Raw genomic sequence first — 18,261 nt, forward strand, 5'->3', positions numbered from 1 at the left:
CAGTACTCATTAGTTAAGGCCAAGCGATAGATGGAGTTATATACAACGGCCTTCAATGAGGCTCAACCAGCCTTTAAATATACGACCACTAAACCAAACTGAAGCAGCAACATAGAGCGTTGCGCTAAGCCAAGGTTGATTGCTTAAGTAACCGACAGCCATAACCAGCAACATACTGATAATCGACCATCGCTGCCACCTAAGGTGGGATGCAAGCATAGAGCTTAGGGTATTTGGACGTTGGTTTAAGTTAATACATAAGCTTAATACCGCGGGGAGTAACACGATAGGGAAGCAGGCCATTAGCCCATAGAGCATATGAGCAAGACTTTTGTCTTCTAAAGGTAAAGCTTCAGTATGCGTTGTTGATACCATATTCCACTCCACCAATAAAGAAAAGGCAGGCGTAATTTACATTACGACCTGCCTTTAACCTTACTTTCTCATTGTGAGTTTCGCAACTTTCACTACTGATTTATTTGGAATTACTTAACATTCTTTACATAGCATGACTTAAAGTTCTAGCGTAACGTTAGACTTCAACTTAGTTGAACAAGCTAATACGTAGCCTTGCGCTATCTCATCTGCTGTCAATGACATTTGACTGGTTGATTCAGTTTCACCCTCTACAACCTTGCATTTGCACGCACCGCAGACACCTGAACGGCATGCTGCAATAATAGGTAGACCTTCGGCCTCAACACCATCTAGCAACGTTTGTTCACTAGAAAGAGTCCGGGTTCTGTCACCAATTTGCAGCATAAAACCGCTCATTTCATCACTAGCTGCAGCCTCTTTTGCTGCAGCAAGTTCGCCAAGATCGCCTTTGAACGAGCCAAAGCTTTCTTGATTAAACTGCGCCATATTAAAGGTTAATGATTCAAGTAGTGTTTTTACTGCCTCCATATAAGGCTCTGGCCCACACACAAATACAGTGCGGGTCTGAAAATCCGGAACAAGGCGCTTCAAATTATCAGCAGATAATCGTCCTGCTTCAGCATCTACATAAGCGCATGGCTCACTATCTAGACTCTCTAACAGGTAGTTAAGCTTAAACTGGTCACTGCGATCAGCCATTTGCTCAAGCGACTGCTTGAAAATCAGATCCTCAGTAGACTTAGCGCTATGTAAAAAAGAGATATCAGGGCCAATTTGCGTATCGGCTAACCATCTAGACATAGAGTACATAGGCGTAATGCCGCAACCCGCGCTCAAAAACAGATACTTGTCAGCTTCGATATCGATCAGGTTAAATGCACCATCCGGTCCTAGCGCTCGTACTACATGACCAACTTCTAGACTATTTGCAAGAAAGTTAGAGACTTTACCGCCTTCAATCTGCTTGACAGTCAATACGATTGAAAATGGACGAGATGGTGATGAGCTAATGGTGTAACTGCGGCCGATTTTCTCACCATTTATCTCTAGTAATAATGTAAGGAACTGTCCCGGTTTAAAGTGAAACTTTACTGGTTTCACACCTTGGAAACGAAAACTGATTACATCATGAGTTTCATGCCATTTTTCCACACAAACCAATTGATGCTCACCCGCTTGCCACTGCTCTGCAGTGAAAGGGGCATTAACTGGTGTATTCCTACTATTCATCATTTCTCTTTACCCTATTACCGACATAAAAATGGCCACATATGAGTGGCCATTTTTACTAACTCATCACCGCCTAAGCGGGCTGTTACGCCACGTTTAGAATGCGATTAAGATCCGCTTCTACAGTTGTTGTAGTGCGCAGTCCAAACTTCTCTTCTAATACGTTAGCTAGGTTTGCAGTTAAGAACGCTGGCGCCGTTGGGCCAGTTAGAATGTTCTTCACTCCAAGAGACAGTAACGTAAGCAATACCACAATCGCTTTTTGTTCAAACCAAGACAATACCAAGGTCAAAGGAAGCTCATTGATGTCACACTCAAATGCTTCTGAAAGTGCAATTGCAAGCTGGATTGCTGAGTAAGCATCATTACACTGACCAATGTCCAGTAAACGTGGGATGCCGTTGATATCGCCAAACTCAAGCTTATTGAATTTGTACTTACCACAACCTAGAGTCAGGATGAGTGAATCATCAGGCGCTTGAGTGGCTATATCAGTAAAGTAGCCACGCTCCTCTTTATCACCGTCACAACCACCAACCAAGAAGAAATGCTTAATAGCACCACTTTTCACATTATCAATCACGGTTGGTGCCGCAGCCATAAGTGCGTTACGAGCAAAGCCTATAGTGATTAGATGGGGGATCTCATCATAAGCAAAACCTTCTAAAGCCTCAGCTTTAGCGATAACAGCACTGAAATCATCACCGATGATGTGACTAACACCTGGCCAGCCAACAATACTACGAGTGAAGATTCGGTCTGAATAATCGCCCACATTAGGGTCGATAATACAGTTAGAAGTCATTACAACTGCACCAGGGAATGTGGCGAACTCCTTCTGTTGGTTCTGCCATGCACTACCGTAGTTACCTACAAGGTGCGGGTATTTTTTCAATTCAGGGTAAGCAAGCGCAGGTAGCATTTCACCGTGAGTGAATACGTTGATGCCCTTACCTTCAGTTTGTTGCAAGATAAGCTCTAGATCTTTCATGTCGTGACCAGACACTAAAATCGCTTTACCTTTTACAGATTTGGTGTTCACTTGAGTCGGCTCTGGGTGACCAAATGCGTGAGTCTCGCCTTCATCAAGCATTGCCATGACGCGATAGTTTAGCTGACCGATTTGCATTGCGGTTTCAAATAGCTTATCACCATCAACAGAGTCTTCACCTAGGAAAGCCATGATCTCATGGAATTCACCAGCAACTTCATCGTTAGTTTGGTCAAGAACGCGAGCATGTTCCATGTAAGCTGCAGCGCCCTTAAGGCCATATAAGCAAAGTAAACGTAAACCCATGATATCTTCATGAACTTCATCTTTACCACGGTTAGGCGCAGCTTGAAGAGCTTGTGTTAGCATCTCGGGCTTAGTTGTACCCAATACTAGCTGCATTGTCGCTGTTGGTGTTTTTGCCTCAACATTTAGCTCAGCACATTTAGCTTCATAAGCTGTTTGTAAACGGCTACGGAAAGTGTTTGCTTGCGCTGTGTATTCAATAATACGGTCATCATCGAAGTTAACATTGGTTAGCGTCGCAAAGAATGCCTTTGGCACAAACGTGTCAATCTCGTGGTCAACAACTCCGACTTCACGTGCACGAACAGCGTATGCTGATACCCCTTGAAGAATGTAAATCAGCAGATCTTGTAAGTCTGATGTATCAGACGATTTACCACACATACCTTGTGTATAACTACAGCCATTGCCCGCAGGCGTACTTATAGTAAGCTCACATTGAATACAAAACACGACACTACTCCTAATACTTAATACATGCATATAATTTGCATCTTTAAAATTAAGTCTACGCCGATTGAAAAATTGCAAAAGCATTTTCTAAGCTTGAAAGTAAAAACTATGAAAGAGATCACCTTAAGCGACAGCTAAAGAATAAAAATCGTCCAATAAATGACGAATATCAGCAATAGATGAAAATGAGCCTGATAACGCCTCTCATTCTTGCTTCTGATTAATGCATGAAAGATTGGATTTAATGGCCAAAAAGGAGTTTTCTAGTTAAGTATGTGCAGCATTAGTGTGTCTTTTTGCAATAGAAAATACTGCTAAGCTGTAAAGTTGAACATCTCCCTTGGCTAAAGATAATGACTGGAACTAAAACGTAAAAAGGAGCCGCAGCTCCTTTTTATTCTCGATAAACAACTTCAAACTCAACTAGCCAGTTTTCATATCATTCACCGATTGCAACATTGCGCGGCTTTCACGTTGGAACTGAGGTGCAAAATCACCAAACCACTGCGCAACCTCTTCGAACTGCTTAACAAAAGCCTCTCGATTGCCAGATTTTAGGATCTGTAATGCCTGTGAGTAATTATCAAGGTAATCACTGATAGCAACTAAACTTTCCTCTTGAGCAAAAATGATGTCGGCATATAGCTCAGGGCTCTGAGCAAACAAGCGCCCTACCATCGCCAATTCTAAACGATAAATAGGTGAGCTAAACTGCAACAACGACTCAATATCAGCCTCCTCTTTATAAAGGTTAAGCCCATAAACGAATGAGGAGAAATGACGCATCGCTTGCACCAGTTGCATCGCTTTGTCATGTTTTTCCGGCTCAGCCTCAACAATGCGTGCGCCCCAAATTTTTATCTGCTCGATAAGCCACTGGTATTCAGACTCACCTCGACCATGGCAAACCACAACAACTTGCTTAGCAAGGCTACCCACATCTGGGCCAAACATCGGGTGTAACCCCAAAACCGGCCCACTATGCGCAGCTAACATAGCTTCAACTGGCGCAGTCTTAATCGAGGTTAAGTCCGCAAGAATACAGTTGCTCGGTAGCTGTGTCAGCTTACTGGCAATCAATTCACAGGTGATATTGATAGGCACGGTAACAATGACAAGACCAGCGCCATCAAAAATAGTCTGGCTATTGAGCCAATCATCTTTATCTAACGACTTAACTTCATATCCAGATAAAGTAAGCATCTGCGAAAATAACCCGCCAAGCTTACCTTCACCACCAACAATGACCACATGTCCTAAATCAGTTTTGACCTGTTTGAAGCCAACATCCTTTTCATTAAGATAAGACTCGCGCATTAAACGACGTAAAATATCTTCAATAAGTTGCGGCGCAACATCCATAGCTTGTGCTTCTGCGCGCCGTTTAGCTAACATCTTCGCTTCGCGCTGTGGCGCATAGATAGGAAGCCCTGCACCGTGCTTAACAGCGCCTACTTGCGCCACTAAATCTAAACGTTTCCGAAGTAGGTGCAGTAATTGCTGGTCAACGCCATCAATCAACCCTCTTAGGTTTTCAAGCTCTGCAGTGGTCTTCTCGTTCATTACTCTCTCTTCCATCAGCCGTTTGCTACTTTCAGCATATCAAACCTTGTTGGTAATACTGAAGCTAAGTCTGCAGCTCCACTGCGCAATAATGTATCGGTTGTCTGCCAATCGATACATGCATCGGTAACAGACACCCCATAAGCAAGTTCATCTACCGGTAAATCACTACTCTGCTTGCCCGCATTAAGGTGGCTTTCAAGCATCACACCTATGATCGACTGGTTGCCGTTAAGAATTTGATTAAAGACATCTTCACATACTGGCGTTTGCTTATTGTGATCTTTTGAAGAATTACCGTGACTACAATCAACAATCAAGCGCGCATTCAAATTGGCTGCATGTAACTGCTGCTCGCACTCAGCGACACTCGCTGCGTCGTAGTTTGGCGATTTACCGCCACGCAAAATCACATGCCCGTCTGGATTACCCGCAGTTTGCAACAGTGCAACTTGACCTTTTTGGTTAATCCCCATAAAGCGGTGGCTGCTAGCGGCCGATTCTAATGCGTTTATTGCAACACCTAGCTTGCCATCTGTACCATTTTTAAAGCCAACTGGCATAGACAGGCCCGATGCCATCTCACGGTGAGTTTGTGATTCAGTCGTACGAGCACCAATAGCTGACCAAGTGATCAATTCAGACATGTACTGGGGGCTAATAGGATCAAGCGCTTCAGTAGCAACCGGCAGCTCAAGCTCAGCAAGCCAAATCATCAGTTCGCGAGCTTTACGTAAGCCTTTATCAACATCAAATGACTCATCCATATCAGGATCATTGATCATCCCCTTCCAACCCACCGTGGTGCGTGGCTTCTCAAAGTACACGCGCATCAACACGTAAAATTGGTCACCCAACTCATCATGCAGCTTTTTAAGTTTAAGCGCGTACTCTTTAGCGGCATCAATATCATGGATTGAACAAGGCCCAGAGATCACCAACACTCGATTATCTCGTTTGTGGACGATGTCGGATACGGTTTTACGCGCATTAATCACGTATTGACTAGCATGAGCAGATAATGGCAAAGCACGCTTCAACTCCTCTGGAGTCACCAACACTTTTTCTGAACTAATATGTACGTTGTTAATTGTATCTTGTTGCATGCTCATCACCTGATTAAAGTCTACTACTGTTTGCAAACCAATTTGCCTGAGTTAACCGCTAGTTTAGCTTTTCAACTGTAACGCCGTACTGCTACACCATTACACCTTGAGAGCACTATGCCAGCGAGCAAGACTAAGATCAAGCAGCAAATTTAAATAATGAAAATTATTGTTGTTATTTTGGCTCTAATACCAATCAGTATAAGAATAGCAAGTAGAAAGGCTCATAAATCGCAGCCAACAAAAAACCGCCATATAGGCGGTTTCTCGTGCGAACACTGCATCTTTTTTTAGCCGAACTAATAATTACAAAAAAGTAATTACTTAGTTGAAAGCTTCTCACGGATACGTGCAGACTTACCTGAACGCTCACGTAGGTAGTAAAGCTTAGCACGACGAACACGGCCGCGACGCTTAACTTCGATGCTAGAGATGATTGGGCTGTGAGTCTGGAACGCACGCTCAACACCTTCACCATTAGAGATTTTACGTACTGTGAATGCAGAGTGAACGCCGCGGTTACGCTTAGCGATTACAACGCCTTCAAACGCCTGTAGACGCTCTTTACCGCCTTCTACAACACGTACTTTTACAACTACTGTATCACCGGCACCAAATTCTGGTACGTCGGTTTTCATTTGCTCTTCGTTGAGCATTTTGATGATGTTATTCATTAAATAAACTCCATACTAGTAATAACTGCGCTTCGACTAAGCATCTTGTTTGATGCTGTCAACAAATTCAGCTAAAAGCTGCTCTTGTTCGCCAGTCAGAGCTAGATTTTCAAGTAATTCTGGTCGTCTTAACAAAGTTCTTCCGAGACTTTGTTGCAAACGCCAGCGTCTAATATGTTCGTGGTTGCCACTTAGTAACACGGCTGGAACATCCAGCCCATCCATACTTTCAGGACGCGTATAGTGGGGGCAATCCAGTAAACCGTCAGAGAAAGAATCCTGCTCTGCCGAAGCCTTTTTTCCTAGCACGCCAGGAACAAGTCTCGATACTGAATCAATCAAAGTCATCGCAGGAAGTTCGCCACCCGAAAGCACGTAATCTCCAATTGACCACTCTTCGTCCACTTCAGTTTGTATAATGCGCTCATCGACACCTTCGTATCGTCCACACACTAAGACCAAACTGGATGATTTGGCTAACTCTTCAACGCCTTGCTGTGTCAGCTTACGGCCTTGAGGAGAAAGGTAGATCACCTTTGCCTCTTTTCCAGCTGCAGCTTTCGCCGCATGGATGGCATCACGTAGAGGTTGCACCATCATTAACATGCCAGGGCCACCACCGTATGGGCGGTCATCCACTGTCTTATGTTTATCATGGGTGAAATCACGAGGATTCCACGTTTGCATCTCTAGTAATCCTTTACTAACTGCACGACCCGTTACACCAAAGTCTGTTACGGCACGAAACATCTCCGGAAACAGGGTTACTACCCCTAACCACATCTGCTCTACCTCGACTTAAAAGTCCGGATCCCAATCCACTAAAATCTGTTTTGCCGTCAAATCCACCTTTTGGATGAACTGTTCGGTAACAAAGGGGATCATTCGTTCCGCTTTGCCAAAGCCATCTTTTGCGTTAGCTTTAACTAGGAGTACGTCATTTGATCCTGTTTCCACGATCTCCTGAACTTTACCCATGTTATAGCCTTTGGTATTCACCACTTCACATCCGATTAGATCTCGCCAGTAGAATTCATCTTCTGGCAAAACTTCCATCTGTTCAGGGGTGACGGCAATCTCACAATTTGTAAGTGCCTGAGCCTGATCCCGTGTTTCTACGCCTTCAAGACAAGCGACTACCGCTTTACCTTGCATACGCCACTGGAGGACTTTAACCTCACGCCATTCACCTTGCTCTTTTAACAACCAAGGAGAATAATCAAAAATACCTTCAACAGAATCGGTATAGGTAGTGATCTTCAACCAACCTTTAATGCCGTGACTTGAACCTAATTTCCCAAGTACGACGGGTTCTTGTTTACTGCTCATCAATCTATACCTTAACGCTATTAAGCAGCTGCTTTACGAGCGTCTTTGATCAATTTTGCTACACGATCAGATGTAGCAGCACCGTTAGAAACCCAGTGCTCAACACGGTCAAGATCTAAGCGTAGAGCTTCTTCTTGGCCACGAGCTAATGGGTTAAAAAAGCCAACACGCTCAATGAAACGACCATCACGGGCGTTACGGCTGTCAGCAACAACGATGTTATAAAATGGACGCTTTTTTGCGCCGCCACGAGCTAAACGAATGGTAACCATGCGTTTTGTATCCTCTAATGATTTGCTTTTTATCAAGCAAAAATAAAAACTGAAACTCCGTGTTCGCGGAGAGCCCCAGATAGAAAGCCGGCAGATTTTACCTGACTGACCGGCGAATGCAACCGTAATCGACGTTTATTACGCCAAAAACGATTTACAGGCTAGAATGAAAACTCACTCTAGCCTGTAAAATTTTGTACAGGACGATTAATAATAGACTAGCGGCCCGGCATTTCATACCAGGTGGTAACATACCGCTCATACCACGCATCATACTTTTTCATGCCGCCTTTAGATGACATTATATCTTACATCATTTTCTGCATCTGAGTAAACTGTTTAAGCAAACGGTTTACATCTTGAATTTGTGTACCAGAACCCATAGCGATACGACGCTTACGAGATCCTTTAATAATGTCTGGACGTTGACGCTCACCAGGAGTCATTGAGTTGATAATGGCTTCCATTTGCCCCGTCATCTTACCGTCTTGAACTTGAGCAAGCGCTTCTGGTGGCAGTTGACCAACACCAGGCAGCTTCTCAATCATGTTCATCATGCCGCCCATGTTCTTCATCTGCTGCAGCTGCTCTCGGAAATCCTCTAGATCAAAACTACCGCCTTTCTTGACCTTAGAGGCAAGCTTCATCGCCTTTTCTTGGTCGACGCCGCGCTCGACTTCTTCAATAAGCGATAATACATCGCCCATACCAAGAATACGCGAAGCGATTCGATCTGGATGGAAAGCTTCTAGCGCGTCGGTTTTCTCACCTACACCCAAGAATTTAATCGGTTTACCGGTAATATTACGAATCGATAACGCTGCACCACCGCGAGCATCACCATCGACTTTCGTCAGTACAACACCCGTTAGTGGTAATGCTTCATTAAAGGCTTTAGCTGTGTTAGCCGCATCTTGACCTGTCATGGCATCAACCACAAACAATGTCTCAACTGGGTTTACTGTAGCGTGAAGGTCTTTAATTTCGTCCATCATAGCTTCATCAACGTGCAAGCGACCTGCCGTATCGACAATCACTACATCAATGAACTTAAGCTTTGCATGTGCAATCGCTGCATTAGCTATATCAACCGGCTTTTGGCTCACATCAGATGGGAAGAATTCTACTTCCACTTCTGTTGCTAAAGTTTCTAACTGCTTGATCGCCGCTGGGCGATAAACGTCAGCACTCACCACCAGTACTGATTTCTTTTCACGCTCACGCAGAAACTTAGACAACTTAGCGACACTGGTTGTTTTACCCGCGCCTTGCAGGCCAGCCATCATAATCACTGCCGGAGGTTGAGCTGATAGATCCAAAGCCTCATTGGCTTCGCCCATCGCATTTTCTAGCTCACTCTGGACAATCTTAATAAACGCCTGACCTGGGCTTAGGCTTTTAGAAACCTCTTGTCCGACAGCACGCTCTTTTACGCTATTAACAAATTCGCGCACAACCGGTAAAGCAACATCGGCCTCAAGTAGGGCCATACGAACTTCGCGCAAAGTTTCCTTAACGTTTTCTTCCGTTAAGCGACCACGGCCACTGATATTCTTCAGTGTACGTGACAATCTGTCAGTTAAGTTCTCAAACATTATCCAGTTCTTTACCGTTTTAAATTGATATTGATGGGCAGTATTATAGCGATGCCCAGATATTATGCTACTCAATGAGCCAAGTAACTTGCCTTACAGTAGTCCTATCGAAGACATTTTATTAAAAAACTGACCTAAGACATAGATTCAGCCTATTTTTGCAACCAATGTCACTGCCCAAATAACCCAAGCTCATGTTAATCTAACCACTGGGTTTCTGTGATTCAAATCCAAGGACTTTAGAATAGAAACTTGGTAGGTTACGATTTGTGATTCAGTAATTTAACTTCTGATTGAATCAAGTTAATATAAGTCTGCTTTGACTTTTGGTTAGGGCCAACAAGCTAATAAAACAATTAGCTCACAACAATAGGTTAATACTCAATGGTTATTTTTTCAGCTTCAGCCATGTTTTTTTACAGTATTGCTTTGGTTCTCGTCGCGACTCGTCTTTTTCACGCAGATGGACCAAACAGGAAATTAGTTGCAGGCGTTGCAGCCATCGGTGTTGTGTTGCATGCAGCCGCTCTGTCACAAGCGGTGTTTACTGGTGATGGGCAAAATTTTAGCCTGACCAACGTCATCTCTTTGGTGAATTGGATTATCACCTTTAGCTTTACCATATTGCTGTTTCGTCTCAAGGTTATCGTCGTTGTTCCTGTGGTCTATGCCTGCTCGGTGATCTCCGTCGCCCTTTTATGGCTTGTTCCACCTGAATACATCACTCACTTTGAGATCCACCCAGATGTGTTAGTGCATGTTGTCTTGTCACTAATGGCATACAGCGCCTTAATGATTGCGGCGCTCTATGCTATCCAATTAGCCATCATTCAACGCAAGCTAAAAAACAAGAAACTGGTAATGACCTCAGCGATGCCGCCATTAATGACAGTTGAAAAACAGCTTTATCACTTAGTGATTGTTGGTGTCATTCTATTAAGTTTAGCACTGGCAACCGGCTTCATATTCCTTGATGACATGTTCGAAGAGGGTAAAGGCCACAAAGCGATTTTGTCTATCCTTGCATGGTGTGTATATATAGGTATGCTAGCGCAGCAATATTGGGTCGGTTGTAAGATTAGAACAGCCGTTGCGTATACCTTAACTGGCGGAGTTTTACTATCACTCGCCTACTTTGGTGCCCGCATTGTGAAAGAGTTAATCCTCGGTTAGTCCCATTCTCGTCAGTTGGCTCAATCAATTCAGTATTGAGCCAAACTTGACATGTTTTCGAAATATCTGTAATTACTAATTTTTTACGGCTTTAATTCACCCACAGCGGAGCTCCAACTTTTGGACGAAATATCCACTGGCGTACTGTTATCTGTTCTGTTCGTCTTGATTTTACTTTCAGCCTATTTTTCAGGGTCTGAAACAGCCATGATGAGCCTGAATCGATACCGTTTACGTCATTTGGCATCTAGCGGCCATAAAGGTGCTATTCGCGCGACAAAGTTACTTGAGCGTCCAGATAGGCTGATAGGACTGATTTTGATCGGTAATAATCTGGTCAATATCCTCGCCTCCTCTATAGCAACCATTATAGGCCTGCGTTTATTTGGCGACGTGGGAATTGCGATCTCTACCGGTGTATTAACGATGGTAGTACTGGTTTTCGCCGAAGTAACGCCTAAAACCTTCGCGGCGCTGCACCCAGAGCGTATCGCATTTCCCTCTAGCCACATTTTGCGCTTGCTGCTGATAGTGCTGCTTCCATTTGTAAAAGCCGTCAATCTTATTACCTCTGCGGTGCTAAAAATGGTTGGTATTCGCTCGACAAAGACCTCAGATGCACTCAGCCAAGAAGAGTTGCGCACAGTAGTACACGAGGCTGGAGCATTGATACCGAGACGTCACCAAGAGATGCTGTTGTCAATTATGGATTTGGAAAAAGTCACCGTAGAAGATGTGATGGTGCCACGCTCGGAACTTTACGCCATTAATATCAATGACGAGTTTAAGAGTATTAATAAACAGGTGATTCAGAGCCCTCATACTCGAGTGCTGCTATACCGTGATACTGTTGATGATGCAGTTGGTTTTGTTCACCTGCGCGATGCACTACGTCTGCAATCTAAAGGACAATTTAGTAAGTCTTCGCTTCTACGTGCCGTTAAGGAGCTTTACTTCATCCCAGAAGGTACGCCACTGAATGTGCAGTTGAGTAACTTCCAGCAAAATAAAGAGCGTATTGGGCTGGTTGTTGATGAATACGGTGATATTCAAGGTTTAGTGACACTAGAGGATATTCTGGAAGAGATTGTTGGCGATTATACGACCTCGATGATCACCACACCGAGTGAAGATATTAATGAACAACAAGATGGTAGCTTCCTGATTGAAGCAAGCATCAACATTCGAGAGCTTAATAAAGAGATGGACTGGCAGTTTCCAATTGATGGCCCAAAGACCCTTAACGGCTTAATATTGGAACATCTTGAAGAGATCCCAACGGTCAAAACCAGTATGCGAATTGCAGGCTACCCCATTGAGGTAATAGAGCTAGGCGATAACATGGTGAAAACGGTGCGAGTATTGCCCCAGCACTATGCGCAACCTAAAGCTTGATTAAAAACGCTAACCTATCGGTTAGCGTTTTTTTGTTATCATTTATTTGGCTTTCTTCGCAGCTTCTAGCGCTCGGCGTTTATCCCGTGCGATTGGCGTAATCTCTGCTAACAGCTCTTTTTCAAAACCAAGCTTAAAATAAACTTCCGCCATCAAAAAGAACGGCCCGATCAATAACTGATTCAAGTCATCAACAAAAGCCGGTTTTGCCTTTTCATATTTATGACCAATAAACTGAATGATCCAGCCAACAACAAAGGTAGCTATCGCGAGATAGCCCGCACCAGCATATTGAGCAACAACGCTAGAAGTATAAAGCACTGGAATAATGAACAAGGTTAGACCGAAGGCTAATTTTGCATGCAACATAAAGTAATACCCCAATACCACTAGGGCAAAAACAGTCGCCACGTTAAAGTGAATAACGGGGTCATCAAATACCGCAAAGTCGATTGGGATAAGGTTTAAGCCTACAAATGCCGACCAGATGATCAGCGGCACACCAAAGAAATGCGTTTTTATATTGCTCGGATTTAAGTGAACACTTTTATAGGTCGACAGCTGCTCTACGGCGGATTTCATCTGAGTATCTCCATACTTAATCAAGTCTAATACCAATTGCATTAAGTATTTGGCCAGTTCAAAGCCCCCCAGTCTTTTCAATTTAAAGCGCATCGGTAAAGAAATGGTTATTCCCTTTTAAGCCGATGCAAAGCAGAAGTGGAAAGACTGAGGGTCTCACGTAGTGCGGGTTTCAAAACGCTGTATGCTTCGCTATGGGATTTGGATATAGAATAACTATTAGCTCAAATCCCACTACTTGCCTGCAGCGTTTTGAATTCCCGCTGAATGGTCAAACTTTTAATGCAATTGGTATAATTATAGTTATATTTAACTTATCCTTAACCTAAAGGATTTTACCCACTATTAATAGAGCAAATATTCAGACCAGTATTAAACCCATGTACGCTTGATAGAAATATAGATAACGCACTTTAAGTTGCTATGGGCACGAGTAAACGTTAAGCAAATGTGGTTCCAATAGTCTGCGGTAGGCGTATATGCTGATACTGCTGAATAACGCTTTACGCCGTCTGACCTCCAAGGACGAAATGCCAAGTTCTGTATGGGACAGAATTTGCCATGGCTGCTCTGCGGTTTACTCCCTGAAACCGAAGCCCCTCAGTCGTATCCGCACCGGGTTATAAAAGCACACACTCTCGGTTCTGTTTTGTACAGAGATTGATTCTTATGGATTCAACAGCGGGGCAAGCACTTTGCCCCTTAGATCGGCTCTAAACTCCTGACTAGAATAATGGGCAAAGCAACCACGTTGAGTTTTCTTAAGTATCAGGCGCAGCGCGATAAATCGAATCGCTTTGAGGTACAAACAAGTTACCTAGCGCCCCAAATACTACCAAACAACGACAGCAGCTTAAAACTCATAGTCCCCATTGTTAACGCGATTAATGTTACTTACTCGAATATAGGCTTATCGTACTCATAGCCTTCATCGGTATAAGCGGTGACAATTGCATCTTTTACTAAGCCGTTGTCCGCTTTAACCTGAGTTTCAAAAAAGTGTTGGATCTGCTTTCTGCGACCGTGAGCAGCCCATGAGTCGGCATCTTGCCAGATCTCATTAAATACGATGGAGTAATCTGTTCTTGAAGCGCTCGGGTGGTCTATTTGGCGCGTCAGCATATATTGAATGCAACCTTGCTCTCGATAAGAGTCTGGCTCTAGTGCCTTTAGTACCTCAAATAACTCGGCCTCTTTACCTTCCTTTGCTTGAAACTGTGCTAATACGTAGACTCTAGATGTCATAATAACTCCTTCAATAGCTGACTAATAAATGTTGCCCGCGAGTTTAATTTGATTAAATGTACCATTCTGCAGAGGAATCACAATCATCAATCTGCTCATGACTCTAGGATCACCGTCGCGGTCGCATAGTGTTTCTCATCAGCAATCGATAAGTGACCTTTAACGCCGCCAAGTGCTGCTAGCCGCTCTGCCGCACCAGCACTAAACGTTACTATTGGAGCACCATTTTCGTTATTGCTGATCTCAATATGTTGAAATGACACACCGCGTCCAATACCAGTACCTAGCGCTTTTGCAGCTGCCTCTTTTGCAGCAAAGCGCTTAGCCAAATACCGGCCTGGGTTGGAAGATTTGATAAAAATATCAAGCTCTGACGGCGTTAGCACTCTTTTAGCTAAACGATTAGTTTGTAGCTCCTTCTCGACTACTTCAGAAATTCGAGTCTCTATGCGCGCAATTTCAACAATATCTGTGCCCAAACCAACAATCATAAATTACCTTTTTTAACTAAACAAAAGCCGAGCATAACTACATGCCATGCTCGGCTTTTTAAATCACATTAACAATCGGTGGCTTACTCGCCTCGGCGACCTTCGACCATCAACTGTTTCATATCACGTACCGCTGTCGCTAAACCGTCAATCGCGGCGCGGGCGATAATAGCGTGACCAATATTCAGCTCATATAACTCGGGAATAGCCGCTATCGGTTTAACATTATGGTAGTGCAAGCCATGACCTGCATTCACGACAAGCCCCTTGCTATGCGCGTACGTGGCCATGGTACTAATACGATTAAGCTCAGTAGTAGCATCGGCATCGGTTTCAGCATCAGCGTAGCAACCAGTATGGATTTCAATGACTGGTGCCCCAACTGCAACAGCTGCATCAATCTGTGCTTTATCGGCATCGATAAAGAGTGACACCTTAATGCCCTCTTTCGATAGGCGCGTAACCGCAGCAGCAATTTTATCTTGCTGACCCGCTACATCAAGGCCACCTTCGGTTGTAAGCTCTTCACGTTTCTCAGGCACTAGACACACGTAAGCAGGCTTAATTTCACAAGCAATATCAAGCATCTCTTGCGTTACAGCCATCTCAAAGTTCATACGTGTCTTTAGTGTCTTTGCCAGCGTATATACATCTCTGTCGATGATATGGCGGCGATCTTCACGTAGATGAATAGTGATCCCTTCGGCGCCAGCATGTTCGGCAACCGCAGCAGCATGAACAGGATCGGGATAGTTTGTACCGCGAGCTTGGCGTAATGTGGCAATGTGGTCAATGTTAACGCCCAGTAGGATCCGGCTCATGTGTATTCCTTGATTAATCGAAAATGTAAAACCGTCATTGTACTGTGAGACTTAACGTTTAGCCAGCAAGTGAGCAGCCATACATCGTTGAATTATTTGACTGGGACCCAGTTAGTCTTTGGGCTGTTCAGGCTTGGTGGCAGGCATTTTTTTAAGGAAGAGATTACGAGAATGCAGCGGCTTATCTCCCAACGTGGGTGCTAACAATTGTCGCATCAACTTCTTAGCTTCAGCAAAGTGTGTAGCCGATAAAGACTGTTTTTTAAGCGCAAACAGCATCTCCCCAGTGAAGAACTTATGCTGATTATATTGAGTTGCTATAACTGGCATAAAGCCATGCTCTATCTCTAAACGATAAAATCCACTAGCAGTCATAGCTGCCCCCGATGGATCATATTCAAGAGACGGCATAGTCCCTAGCTCTTGTAGCAATGCCAGCTCAAAATAGCGTAACTGGCTTTGGTTAAACTCCTTGGCCATTGCAATTAGCGTTTGATGATAGTTAAAGAACAGATTCTCAGCGCTATGCTGCACAGTCAAACAGCGAATAAGCAATTCATTGAGGTAGAGCCCCGAATACAGGCAGTTCCCTGTTAGCGGCACTGCAGGACTAGCTGCTTCAACTTGTTTTAAATTCTTTAGATCTGACTTACCTTGCAGCTGAAAAATAAGCGGCTGAAAAGGCTGCACTATGCTACGGATTGAGTTCTTACTGCTACCAAGGCGTGCAACAGCATCAACACGCCCTTTGCCATCAACCAACAGGTTGACCAGCACACTCGATTCGCGAAAGGGCCTAGTATGAAGAACGTAGCCACGCTCCATGATTATTCTAATCCGCTTATTAAATTGATAACACTAAGGGTAACCATCATAAAACCAATTCAGTCCTAATACCAATAAAGTAAAAATCCGTAACCGGAGTCGCTTACAAAAATGCCCCTTTCTATTGCTAAAAAGAGGCATTATAAAGTGATGTGGCTGTAGCCGTTACTCTTCGCCGTAACCTAAGCTACGAAGCGCACGTTCATCATCAGCCCAACCAGACTTGACCTTGACCCACATCTCTAAGAAAACTTTGTTATCAAACAAGACTTCCATATCCACACGCGCAGCAGAGCTAATCTTTTTAATACGCTCGCCTTTATTGCCTATCACCATGCGTTTCTGAGTTTCGCGCTCTACAAGAACTAAGGCGTTAATCTGATACACACCATTTTCCATCATTTTGAACTGCTCAATTTCAACAGTACAGTCATATGGAAGCTCATCGCCCAAAAAGCGCATTAGCTTTTCGCGCACGATTTCTGATGCCATGAACTTCTGCGAACGGTCAGTCACATAATCTTCAGGGAAGAAGTGTGGTGATTCAGGTACCGATTCAACGGACATATCCAAAATCCGCTGCACATTGGTTCCCTGTGTCGCTGAAATAGGCAAGATCTCATCAAACTCAAACTTTTTAGAAAGCTCTTCAAGATGAGGAAATAGTGCTTCTTTATCTTTGATATTATCGACTTTGTTGATAGCTAGAACGGTTTTACGACCATCATTCCGGCTTTGCAACTTACGCAGCACCATTTCATCATCTGCAGTCCAGTTCATGCCGTCAACGACAAATACCACCAAGCTGACTTCAGCCAATGAGCTCGCAGCGGCTCGGTTCATCAATCGGTTTATCGCACGCTTCTCTTCCATGTGAAGACCTGGCGTATCGATAAACACCACCTGACGTGGACCGTCAGTATGGATCCCCATAATACGATGACGAGTCGTCTGTGGTTTTTTAGAGGTAATACTGATTTTCTGGCCTAACAATTTGTTAAGCAGGGTTGATTTACCGACGTTTGGTCGGCCAACAATCGCCACCATACCGCAATAAGTTACCGCGTACTTAACGGCAGATGAAGGGTTATTCATCTGCGCGAGTAAGTCGTCTAGGCTCGGTTCATTGCTCTCGGGTAAATCTTTTTCGTTACTCATTTCTTAATTAACTCCAACACTTGAGCGGCTGCACTTTGCTCTGCTTTTCTGCGTGAACTAGCAACCCCGACAACGGCTTGTCTCAAGTCTTCTACAACACATTCAACGGTGAAGGTTTGCTCATGGGCATCCCCTTCAGTATGGACGACTTTATAGATTGGCAGCGGTTTTCTAAACTTTTGCAAATGCTCTTGAAGTAACGTCTTTGGATCTTTCTGGTTAATAGGCTCAATCACTCGCAAGCGCGATGCGTACCAGTTGAGCACCAATTTACGGCATTTCTCAATATCTGAGTCAAGATATATAGCGCCAATGATGGCTTCTACCGCATCAGCCAATATAGACTCACGTCTGAATCCACCGCTTTTTAATTCGCCTGGCCCAAGCTTTAGATAATCTCCCAGCTTGAATTCAATGGCTATCTCAGCCAACATTTTCCCACAAACTAATGTGGCACGCATTCGGCTCAAATCACCTTCAGTCGCCTTAGGAAACTGATGGTATAGCGCGTCAGAAATCACAATAGACAAGATTGAGTCCCCCAAAAACTCGAGTCGCTCATTATGCTTATTAGAGGCACTTCTATGGGTTAGCGCCTGATCTAATAATGCTTGCTCAGCAAACTCGTAGCCCAAGGTACGACATAGTCTAGGGATATTTTTAATCGGTTCCAT

At 44.0% G+C, this 18,261-nt stretch carries 18 protein-coding genes and 1 pseudogene; 2 read left to right on the plus strand and 17 right to left on the minus strand.

Going from position 1 to position 18,261, the window contains the following annotated elements:
- Nucleotides 1-36: 36 nt before the first annotated feature.
- From SWP_RS16760 to ffh, 10 genes and pseudogenes are all read right to left on the minus strand, one after another.
- Nucleotides 37-375 (minus strand): hypothetical protein, encoded by a 339-nt coding sequence (locus SWP_RS16760; protein WP_020913786.1) that lies wholly within the window; start codon nucleotides 373-375, stop codon nucleotides 37-39.
- A 138-nt stretch (nucleotides 376-513) separates the two neighbouring features.
- Nucleotides 514-1,611 (minus strand): FAD-binding oxidoreductase, encoded by a 1,098-nt coding sequence (locus tag SWP_RS16765; protein ID WP_044556028.1) that lies wholly within the window; start codon nucleotides 1,609-1,611, stop codon nucleotides 514-516.
- 82 nt (nucleotides 1,612-1,693) lie between these two features.
- Nucleotides 1,694-3,358 (minus strand): hydroxylamine reductase, encoded by a 1,665-nt coding sequence (gene hcp / locus SWP_RS16770; protein ID WP_044556029.1) that lies wholly within the window; start codon nucleotides 3,356-3,358, stop codon nucleotides 1,694-1,696.
- Between the two features lie 423 nt (nucleotides 3,359-3,781).
- Nucleotides 3,782-4,921: a bifunctional chorismate mutase/prephenate dehydrogenase gene (tyrA, locus tag SWP_RS16775; RefSeq protein ID WP_020913789.1), complete on the minus strand. Its 1,140-nt coding sequence runs from the start codon at nucleotides 4,919-4,921 to the stop codon at nucleotides 3,782-3,784.
- Between the two features lie 14 nt (nucleotides 4,922-4,935).
- Nucleotides 4,936-6,027, minus strand: coding sequence for a 3-deoxy-7-phosphoheptulonate synthase (locus SWP_RS16780; RefSeq protein WP_020913790.1), 1,092 nt, complete (start codon nucleotides 6,025-6,027; stop codon nucleotides 4,936-4,938).
- A 320-nt stretch (nucleotides 6,028-6,347) separates the two neighbouring features.
- The gene (gene rplS, locus SWP_RS16785; protein ID WP_020913791.1) at nucleotides 6,348-6,701 is read right to left on the minus strand and encodes a 50S ribosomal protein L19; all 354 of its coding nucleotides are present in this window, start codon (nucleotides 6,699-6,701) and stop codon (nucleotides 6,348-6,350) included.
- Nucleotides 6,702-6,737: 36 nt separating this feature from the next.
- Nucleotides 6,738-7,484, minus strand: a complete 747-nt coding sequence (gene trmD, locus SWP_RS16790) for a tRNA (guanosine(37)-N1)-methyltransferase TrmD (protein WP_020913792.1) — start codon at nucleotides 7,482-7,484, stop codon at nucleotides 6,738-6,740.
- A 15-nt stretch (nucleotides 7,485-7,499) separates the two neighbouring features.
- On the minus strand, nucleotides 7,500-8,030 hold the full coding sequence (gene rimM, locus SWP_RS16795; RefSeq protein WP_020913793.1) for a ribosome maturation factor RimM: 531 nt from the start codon (nucleotides 8,028-8,030) through the stop codon (nucleotides 7,500-7,502).
- A 20-nt stretch (nucleotides 8,031-8,050) separates the two neighbouring features.
- On the minus strand, nucleotides 8,051-8,302 hold the full coding sequence (gene rpsP, locus SWP_RS16800; RefSeq protein WP_044556030.1) for a 30S ribosomal protein S16: 252 nt from the start codon (nucleotides 8,300-8,302) through the stop codon (nucleotides 8,051-8,053).
- Nucleotides 8,303-8,456: 154 nt separating this feature from the next.
- Nucleotides 8,457-9,897: pseudogene (ffh, locus tag SWP_RS16805) on the minus strand (signal recognition particle protein).
- A 384-nt stretch (nucleotides 9,898-10,281) separates the two neighbouring features.
- On the opposite strand from ffh, the gene SWP_RS16810 reads away from it, so the two are divergent.
- On the plus strand, nucleotides 10,282-11,070 hold the full coding sequence (locus SWP_RS16810) for a cytochrome C assembly family protein (RefSeq protein ID WP_020913796.1): 789 nt from the start codon (nucleotides 10,282-10,284) through the stop codon (nucleotides 11,068-11,070).
- A 120-nt stretch (nucleotides 11,071-11,190) separates the two neighbouring features.
- Nucleotides 11,191-12,465 (plus strand): HlyC/CorC family transporter, encoded by a 1,275-nt coding sequence (locus SWP_RS16815; RefSeq protein ID WP_020913797.1) that lies wholly within the window; start codon nucleotides 11,191-11,193, stop codon nucleotides 12,463-12,465.
- A 42-nt stretch (nucleotides 12,466-12,507) separates the two neighbouring features.
- Here SWP_RS16815 and SWP_RS16820 read toward each other — a convergent pair whose 3' ends face one another.
- From SWP_RS16820 to rnc, 7 genes are all read right to left on the minus strand, one after another.
- Entirely contained in the window at nucleotides 12,508-13,047 is a 540-nt protein-coding gene (locus tag SWP_RS16820) for an Mpo1 family 2-hydroxy fatty acid dioxygenase (RefSeq protein WP_020913798.1), read from the minus strand.
- Nucleotides 13,048-13,941: 894 nt separating this feature from the next.
- Nucleotides 13,942-14,292 carry a putative quinol monooxygenase gene (locus tag SWP_RS16825; protein WP_020913800.1) on the minus strand — a complete coding sequence of 117 codons (351 nt, stop codon included), beginning with the start codon at nucleotides 14,290-14,292 and terminating at the stop codon, nucleotides 13,942-13,944.
- A gap of 95 nt (nucleotides 14,293-14,387) precedes the next feature.
- On the minus strand, nucleotides 14,388-14,783 hold the full coding sequence (gene acpS / locus SWP_RS16830) for a holo-ACP synthase (protein WP_020913801.1): 396 nt from the start codon (nucleotides 14,781-14,783) through the stop codon (nucleotides 14,388-14,390).
- A gap of 83 nt (nucleotides 14,784-14,866) precedes the next feature.
- Nucleotides 14,867-15,604, minus strand: coding sequence for a pyridoxine 5'-phosphate synthase (pdxJ, locus tag SWP_RS16835; protein ID WP_020913802.1), 738 nt, complete (start codon nucleotides 15,602-15,604; stop codon nucleotides 14,867-14,869).
- A gap of 111 nt (nucleotides 15,605-15,715) precedes the next feature.
- Nucleotides 15,716-16,429 (minus strand): DNA repair protein RecO, encoded by a 714-nt coding sequence (gene recO, locus SWP_RS16840; protein ID WP_020913803.1) that lies wholly within the window; start codon nucleotides 16,427-16,429, stop codon nucleotides 15,716-15,718.
- Nucleotides 16,430-16,594: 165 nt separating this feature from the next.
- On the minus strand, nucleotides 16,595-17,587 hold the full coding sequence (era, locus tag SWP_RS16845) for a GTPase Era (protein ID WP_020913804.1): 993 nt from the start codon (nucleotides 17,585-17,587) through the stop codon (nucleotides 16,595-16,597).
- The gene (rnc, locus tag SWP_RS16850) at nucleotides 17,584-18,261 is read right to left on the minus strand and encodes a ribonuclease III (RefSeq protein ID WP_020913805.1); all 678 of its coding nucleotides are present in this window, start codon (nucleotides 18,259-18,261) and stop codon (nucleotides 17,584-17,586) included. The genes era and rnc overlap by 4 nt, the downstream gene beginning before the upstream one ends.

Origin of the sequence: Shewanella piezotolerans WP3 (assembly GCF_000014885.1) — a bacterium.
Lineage (GTDB): Bacteria > Pseudomonadota > Gammaproteobacteria > Enterobacterales > Shewanellaceae > Shewanella > Shewanella piezotolerans.

Coding starts and splice junctions, on each gene's coding strand:
- SWP_RS16760 (WP_020913786.1), bottom strand. CDS start 375: ATGGTATCAACAACGCATACTGAAGCTTTACCTTTAGAAGACAAAAGT.
- SWP_RS16765 (WP_044556028.1), bottom strand. CDS start 1,611: ATGATGAATAGTAGGAATACACCAGTTAATGCCCCTTTCACTGCAGAG.
- tyrA (WP_020913789.1), bottom strand. CDS start 4,921: ATGAACGAGAAGACCACTGCAGAGCTTGAAAACCTAAGAGGGTTGATT.
- SWP_RS16780 (WP_020913790.1), bottom strand. CDS start 6,027: ATGCAACAAGATACAATTAACAACGTACATATTAGTTCAGAAAAAGTG.
- rplS (WP_020913791.1), bottom strand. CDS start 6,701: ATGAATAACATCATCAAAATGCTCAACGAAGAGCAAATGAAAACCGAC.
- trmD (WP_020913792.1), bottom strand. CDS start 7,484: ATGTGGTTAGGGGTAGTAACCCTGTTTCCGGAGATGTTTCGTGCCGTA.
- rimM (WP_020913793.1), bottom strand. CDS start 8,030: ATGAGCAGTAAACAAGAACCCGTCGTACTTGGGAAATTAGGTTCAAGT.
- rpsP (WP_044556030.1), bottom strand. CDS start 8,302: ATGGTTACCATTCGTTTAGCTCGTGGCGGCGCAAAAAAGCGTCCATTT.
- SWP_RS16810 (WP_020913796.1), top strand. CDS start 10,282: ATGGTTATTTTTTCAGCTTCAGCCATGTTTTTTTACAGTATTGCTTTG.
- SWP_RS16820 (WP_020913798.1), bottom strand. CDS start 13,047: ATGAAATCCGCCGTAGAGCAGCTGTCGACCTATAAAAGTGTTCACTTA.
- SWP_RS16825 (WP_020913800.1), bottom strand. CDS start 14,292: ATGACATCTAGAGTCTACGTATTAGCACAGTTTCAAGCAAAGGAAGGT.
- acpS (WP_020913801.1), bottom strand. CDS start 14,783: ATGATTGTTGGTTTGGGCACAGATATTGTTGAAATTGCGCGCATAGAG.
- pdxJ (WP_020913802.1), bottom strand. CDS start 15,604: ATGAGCCGGATCCTACTGGGCGTTAACATTGACCACATTGCCACATTA.
- recO (WP_020913803.1), bottom strand. CDS start 16,429: ATGGAGCGTGGCTACGTTCTTCATACTAGGCCCTTTCGCGAATCGAGT.
- era (WP_020913804.1), bottom strand. CDS start 17,587: ATGAGTAACGAAAAAGATTTACCCGAGAGCAATGAACCGAGCCTAGAC.
- rnc (WP_020913805.1), bottom strand. CDS start 18,261: ATGGAACCGATTAAAAATATCCCTAGACTATGTCGTACCTTGGGCTAC.